Genomic DNA, 5,796 nt, shown 5'->3' with positions numbered 1-5,796 from the left:
CTAGACACAATGACTCCCTGTGAAATGCTAGCCTCCGCATTTTCGTGGGTTAGCTGAAAGCCAGTGCCATAATTAGTTTGCTTAAGACTAAATCATTTGGAGGCTAGCATGAACAAACATAGCATGATTTTTATCGGGTTGGATACACACAAAGAATTCCATGAAGTGGCATATTGTGAGGAACATCGCGGGGCGAGTCCGGTTCATTACGGCCGTATCCCTTCTTCCAAAGTCAGTGTAAAAAAGCTGCTCCGCCAGTTTGAATCTAAATATCCTGGCGCAACACTTCACGTTGTTTACGAAGCAGGGCCATGTGGCTACTGGATATATCGTCTCATTACCAGTCTTGGGCATTGTTGCTATGTAGTGGCTCCGTCTCTTATTCCCAAAAAGCCAGGAGAGCGAATTAAAACCGATCGCAGGGATGCGCTTAAACTCGTTAGGTCACTAAAGTCCGAAGATCTCACGCCTATCTATGTGCCTGAGCCAGAAGATGAAGCGGTTCGGGATTTATCACGTGCTCGTGAAGCGGCAATGAAGGATTTAAAAGAAGCAAAGTATCAACTCAAAGCCTTATTACTTCGCAACAACATACGTTATGAAGGCACTGCCAACTGGTCGAAGAAACACCTTCGCTGGCTCACCGAACTGATTTTGCCTCATCCAGCCCAGCAAATTGTCTTGCAGGAACAACTGCAAACCATTGAGGAACGTATCCGGCGACTGGAAAGGCTCGACAATGAGTTAACCCACCATGTACACCAATGGCGTTATTACCCAGTAGTGAAAGCCGTTCAGGCGATGCGAGGCGTTCGATTGCTCGTTGCTGTTGGTGTGGTGGCAGAGCTCGGTGATTTACACCGCTTCGACCATCCCAGAAAGCTCATGGCTTATCTGGGCTTAGTTCCCAGTGAACAATCATCAGGTGGAAAGCGACACTTAGGAGCCATTACAAAAGCAGGAAATGGTCGAGCAAGGCGTTTACTGATTGAGGGGGCGCACAGCTACCGTTATCCGGCTAACGTCTCTACTGAATTACAGTTAAGGCAGGAAGGCTTACCTAAAGACATCGTCGATATCGCTTGGAAAGCACAGCTTCGCTTGTGCAAACGCTATCAGCGCATGAGTAAAAAGGGAAAGCACTACAATTTAATCATTACCGCGATAGCTAGAGAAATGGCGGCATACATCTGGGCTATTGCAAAGGAAGTGGTACTTACGCCGGTTAATCCAAAACTAAGACTGAGCCGTGTACCTGCATGATAAACGAGTTTGAGCTAACGCATTCGGATCAGGCCGCGGGATGTGGCACAACCTACGAGGGCGTTATGATGGCAATCACTTAATGGTGATTGATCCACGAGCCTAGACTGATGAGAAGGTGCTACGGCGGAACATGTAAGGTCAGCTCTGCTTATTCAATGAATAAGTAACCTACGAATACCAGCATACCAACCGACGACATTACTGCCTCATCCGGTGCGTTAGCTCAATTTATTATGAGTGAGAAACAAAGCTAATTATGGGCTGAAAGAATGTCAGGGATGCACTCGCTCAGGGTTGACAAAGGGAGTCATACCAACGCCCAACTTTGGGGCACAAATACGTAGGCTAAAATAAGGAGCGAAGCGACGGGAGCCTACGTGTTTGTGTCCCAGCGAACGCAGTGAGCGCCAACAGTTGTTTGTTAGCAGCCAATGCAACTCAAACCTTGTCGATCTTTAAAATTCCGTTTTCCTGTTTAGGCAGGAAAACAATAGTCACACACTGTCCGTTTTTGATAAAGGTGTTGTGATCCCGATTAGCAAAAAAGTATTGTTCAGTAGCGTAATCGTTATATTTGAATTTTACATCTGAAATAACGAACATTTCTTCCCTACTGTTACCTTGCAATATTTCATGGTCGGTTATACATCCTGATATGATCTGAGTCTGGTTGGTCAAAATAGAATTTTGGACGTTATGAACTCTCAAGCCGTTGAGAAGTGATGTGGTAAAGGCAACTAAAAATACGCTAAATGCAATGACTACGATGTATTTAGGCTTTAACTTAGTTAAAGTTGAGAGCGACTGTAGCAGAGTCGTGAATTTGAAAGTCGCGACAAGGATTGCGGCAGCGATTAACAAACCAATTGAATTGAAACTAGCGCTGATGGACTCCACGTTACTTAGGAAGTAGGTGCTACTTGAAGGTTCTAACATCGTACTAATATTGAATTCCTAAACTTGGCTGCTAACTTTTAAATATGGGGCACAAACAGGCAGGCTATAATGGCGAAGCCGCCTGCCTGTTTGTGTCCCAGCCCGCCTGCGGGCGACATAATTTTTTTGTTAGCTGCCACTTTTGTTAAACATTTTTGGTGAACGCCAACTAACAAGCCCTGATAATATGAACAATACGGCAAAAGTAAGATACCAATACTCTTGAGTGAGGCCGATAAGCTTTACACTATTGTCGGTAATGAAGTACGTAATAAAAGCAGCAACCAAAATGTGCTGAATTTTTAAGGATTTTTTGTGTGTGCGCTGCCCAATAAAGAAACCAACACCAGCAGGAATGCCACACAAGAAAAACACCAAGAAATACGCTGCAATACTTCCTTGTTTAGCTAGTGAAGTAAGACTAAATAAAACAGCAATCGCCGCAACGGCTAAACCAAAAATCCATGCATCTCTATCTATTGCCAAACCTACCTCCTTGGCAGCTAACTTTAAGCTAAGGGGCGCTGGCACGTGGGGCATAATGGCGAAGCCGCCCCGCGTGTAAGCGTCCCAGTGACCGTAGGGAACGGCTTGAGCGTTTTGTTATGTGCGTTCAATTTCAAACCTGCAAGTCGTGTGTAAGCCGGTAGTTGGTTCTTGTTGATCACGTTTGAACCTCCAATATTGAACAGCGCTTTTGCAGTGCTCAAAAAAGTTCTGATTTGGACAATCCAGTGGTTTTACATTCGTTGGTTTCGACAGAGCGCCACTTTCTCCAAGGACATCAAACTCTACTTTGCAGTTGCCCTCAACTCCGTTGCTGAATTCTTGAGCCGGATACTTTGGCGCAATGTAAACAATAGGTTTAATTGTCTGTCGGTTTTCTATAACCGAAGCCAAAAAGTCAACGTCATCTTTTGCAGGTTGAGTGCTGTTGCACCCATAAAATGTCAGAGAAATCAGGGGCAAAATAACAAGTTTTTTCATTTTATTCCTTTAAGCACATAACATTAAGCTAAGCGGCGCAGTTGCGTGGGGCATAATGGCGAAGCCGCCCCGCGTAAATGCGTCCGAGCGACCGAAGGGAGTGGTCTTTAGCGCTTTGTTAGAAGCAGAGCCAGTTCCTTTGGTCTGTTTAAAAACTGATGAAGCCAGAATACGATTGATTGTTAACACAGACAAGCAAAACGACTGTGCGTTGATGTTTTTGATTTGACTGAAGCTAGCCGCCATTTGAACTGTCGAACGCATTGGCGCTTGTTGACGTTGAATAATAACTTGGCGATAAAGCGCCTAATGCGCAACCTTTGAATTGAAAGCGGCGGATTTAAACCTACCACAAGCCAGAGCGGTGCTTATGGAAATAGGTGAGGGCAGTTGCACTGGGATATTCATATAGCCAAACGCAGTTTAGGCTGACGCCTTATAACACCCCGCTTAGGGGCAATAACACGTGGGCTAAAATTGGAGCGAAGCGACTGAGCCCACGTGTTATTGTCCCAGGGAGCTTGCGACCGGCTACAGCGGTTTGTTAGGCGTCAATGTTAGCGCCTTCCTCTTTTAGGTGATTCAGCAATTCTTGAAGTTTTGCAGTTCGCATAGGGATGTAAACTGAGCCGTGTACACCGCCATCTGCTACCAAAGCTTCTATACCGTTATTGCTAAATGGCGAAACGTTTCTGATTTTTGAGATTGGGATTTCTCTTTTTAAACACCAGTAGTTCCGACCGATGAGTTTTCCGTTTTCAACAACGACGGCACAAACTTTTATATATAGAGCAATTAAAAACGAAAAAAAACCTGAGAAAGCAACGATGCCACCGAAAAATAAAGGAAGCTCCAAAATGCTAATATGTTCGAAGGTAACCTCCAAACTCATATCATTTGCAAAAAATCTGGAAATAAAAACGAATATCAAAGGGATGCTTATAGCAACAGACATAAACTTGGTAAGTTTTTTCCATTCGTTTTTCCATAAGACTTCGTACTTCAAAAATATCCTCCTTGATGCCTAGACACAATGACTCCCTGTGAAATGCTAGCCTCCGCATTTTCGTGGGTTAGCTGAAAGCCAGTGCCATAATTAGTTTGCTTAAGACTAAATCATTTGGAGGCTAGCATGAACAAACATAGCATGATTTTTATCGGGTTGGATACACACAAAGAATTCCATGAAGTGGCATATTGTGAGGAACATCGCGGGGCGAGTCCGGTTCATTACGGCCGTATCCCTTCTTCCAAAGTCAGTGTAAAAAAGCTGCTCCGCCAGTTTGAATCTAAATATCCTGGCGCAACACTTCACGTTGTTTACGAAGCAGGGCCATGTGGCTACTGGATATATCGTCTCATTACCAGTCTTGGGCATTGTTGCTATGTAGTGGCTCCGTCTCTTATTCCCAAAAAGCCAGGAGAGCGAATTAAAACCGATCGCAGGGATGCGCTTAAACTCGTTAGGTCACTAAAGTCCGAAGATCTCACGCCTATCTATGTGCCTGAGCCAGAAGATGAAGCGGTTCGGGATTTATCACGTGCTCGTGAAGCGGCAATGAAGGATTTAAAAGAAGCAAAGTATCAACTCAAAGCCTTATTACTTCGCAACAACATACGTTATGAAGGCACTGCCAACTGGTCGAAGAAACACCTTCGCTGGCTCACCGAACTGATTTTGCCTCATCCAGCCCAGCAAATTGTCTTGCAGGAACAACTGCAAACCATTGAGGAACGTATCCGGCGACTGGAAAGGCTCGACAATGAGTTAACCCACCATGTACACCAATGGCGTTATTACCCAGTAGTGAAAGCCGTTCAGGCGATGCGAGGCGTTCGATTGCTCGTTGCTGTTGGTGTGGTGGCAGAGCTCGGTGATTTACACCGCTTCGACCATCCCAGAAAGCTCATGGCTTATCTGGGCTTAGTTCCCAGTGAACAATCATCAGGTGGAAAGCGACACTTAGGAGCCATTACAAAAGCAGGAAATGGTCGAGCAAGGCGTTTACTGATTGAGGGGGCGCACAGCTACCGTTATCCGGCTAACGTCTCTACTGAATTACAGTTAAGGCAGGAAGGCTTACCTAAAGACATCGTCGATATCGCTTGGAAAGCACAGCTTCGCTTGTGCAAACGCTATCAGCGCATGAGTAAAAAGGGAAAGCACTACAATTTAATCATTACCGCGATAGCTAGAGAAATGGCGGCATACATCTGGGCTATTGCAAAGGAAGTGGTACTTACGCCGGTTAATCCAAAACTAAGACTGAGCCGTGTACCTGCATGATAAACGAGTTTGAGCTAACGCATTCGGATCAGGCCGCGGGATGTGGCACAACCTACGAGGGCGTTATGATGGCAATCACTTAATGGTGATTGATCCACGAGCCTAGACTGATGAGAAGGTGCTACGGCGGAACATGTAAGGTCAGCTCTGCTTATTCAATGAATAAGTAACCTACGAATACCAGCATACCAACCGACGACATTACTGCCTCATCCGGTGCGTTAGCTCAATTTATTATGAGTGAGAAACAAAGCTAATTATGGGCTGAAAGAATGTCAGGGATGCACTCGCTCAGGGTTGACAAAGGGAGTCATACCAAC

6 protein-coding genes are annotated in these 5,796 nt (G+C 45.2%); 2 read left to right on the top strand and 4 right to left on the bottom strand.

The features are described 5' to 3' along the window. The first annotated feature begins 108 nt into the window (after positions 1 to 108). Positions 109 to 1,263 carry an IS110 family RNA-guided transposase gene (locus C6Y39_RS04030; RefSeq protein WP_105930027.1) on the top strand — a complete coding sequence of 385 codons (1,155 nt, stop codon included), beginning with the start codon at positions 109 to 111 and terminating at the stop codon, positions 1,261 to 1,263. A gap of 1,068 nt (positions 1,264 to 2,331) precedes the next feature. Here C6Y39_RS04030 and C6Y39_RS04020 read toward each other — a convergent pair. The 4 genes from C6Y39_RS04020 to C6Y39_RS04005 all read right to left on the bottom strand — a co-directional run bounded on the left by C6Y39_RS04020 (position 2,332) and on the right by C6Y39_RS04005 (position 4,195). Further along, on the bottom strand, positions 2,332 to 2,688 hold the full coding sequence (locus C6Y39_RS04020; protein ID WP_110289724.1) for a hypothetical protein: 357 nt from the start codon (positions 2,686 to 2,688) through the stop codon (positions 2,332 to 2,334). A gap of 117 nt (positions 2,689 to 2,805) precedes the next feature. Next, on the bottom strand, positions 2,806 to 3,189 hold the full coding sequence (locus C6Y39_RS04015; RefSeq protein WP_105930040.1) for a hypothetical protein: 384 nt from the start codon (positions 3,187 to 3,189) through the stop codon (positions 2,806 to 2,808). A 9-nt stretch (positions 3,190 to 3,198) separates the two neighbouring features. Further along, complete coding sequence (locus C6Y39_RS04010) at positions 3,199 to 3,453, bottom strand: hypothetical protein (protein WP_240618807.1); 255 nt, start codon at positions 3,451 to 3,453, stop codon at positions 3,199 to 3,201. A 280-nt stretch (positions 3,454 to 3,733) separates the two neighbouring features. Continuing rightward, positions 3,734 to 4,195, bottom strand: coding sequence for a hypothetical protein (locus C6Y39_RS04005; protein ID WP_105930039.1), 462 nt, complete (start codon positions 4,193 to 4,195; stop codon positions 3,734 to 3,736). Between the two features lie 126 nt (positions 4,196 to 4,321). Between C6Y39_RS04005 and C6Y39_RS04000 the strand changes: the two genes are divergently transcribed. After that, positions 4,322 to 5,476 carry an IS110 family RNA-guided transposase gene (locus C6Y39_RS04000; protein WP_105930027.1) on the top strand — a complete coding sequence of 385 codons (1,155 nt, stop codon included), beginning with the start codon at positions 4,322 to 4,324 and terminating at the stop codon, positions 5,474 to 5,476. Positions 5,477 to 5,796 lie beyond the last annotated feature (320 nt).

This window comes from Alteromonas gracilis, from assembly GCF_002993325.1.
Classification (GTDB): Bacteria; Pseudomonadota; Gammaproteobacteria; order Enterobacterales; family Alteromonadaceae; genus Alteromonas; species Alteromonas gracilis.
The sequence above is the reverse complement of the archived record's forward strand: the minus strand, read 5'-3'. Positions and strand labels throughout refer to the sequence as shown.

What these genes read in the sequence shown, in the direction of transcription:
- C6Y39_RS04015 (WP_105930040.1), bottom strand. Translation starts at nt 3,189, where the DNA reads ATGAAAAAACTTGTTATTTTGCCCCTGATTTCTCTGACATTTTATGGG.
- C6Y39_RS04030 (WP_105930027.1), top strand. Translation starts at nt 109, where the DNA reads ATGAACAAACATAGCATGATTTTTATCGGGTTGGATACACACAAAGAA.
- C6Y39_RS04010 (WP_240618807.1), bottom strand. Translation starts at nt 3,453, where the DNA reads ATGCGTTCGACAGTTCAAATGGCGGCTAGCTTCAGTCAAATCAAAAAC.
- C6Y39_RS04000 (WP_105930027.1), top strand. Translation starts at nt 4,322, where the DNA reads ATGAACAAACATAGCATGATTTTTATCGGGTTGGATACACACAAAGAA.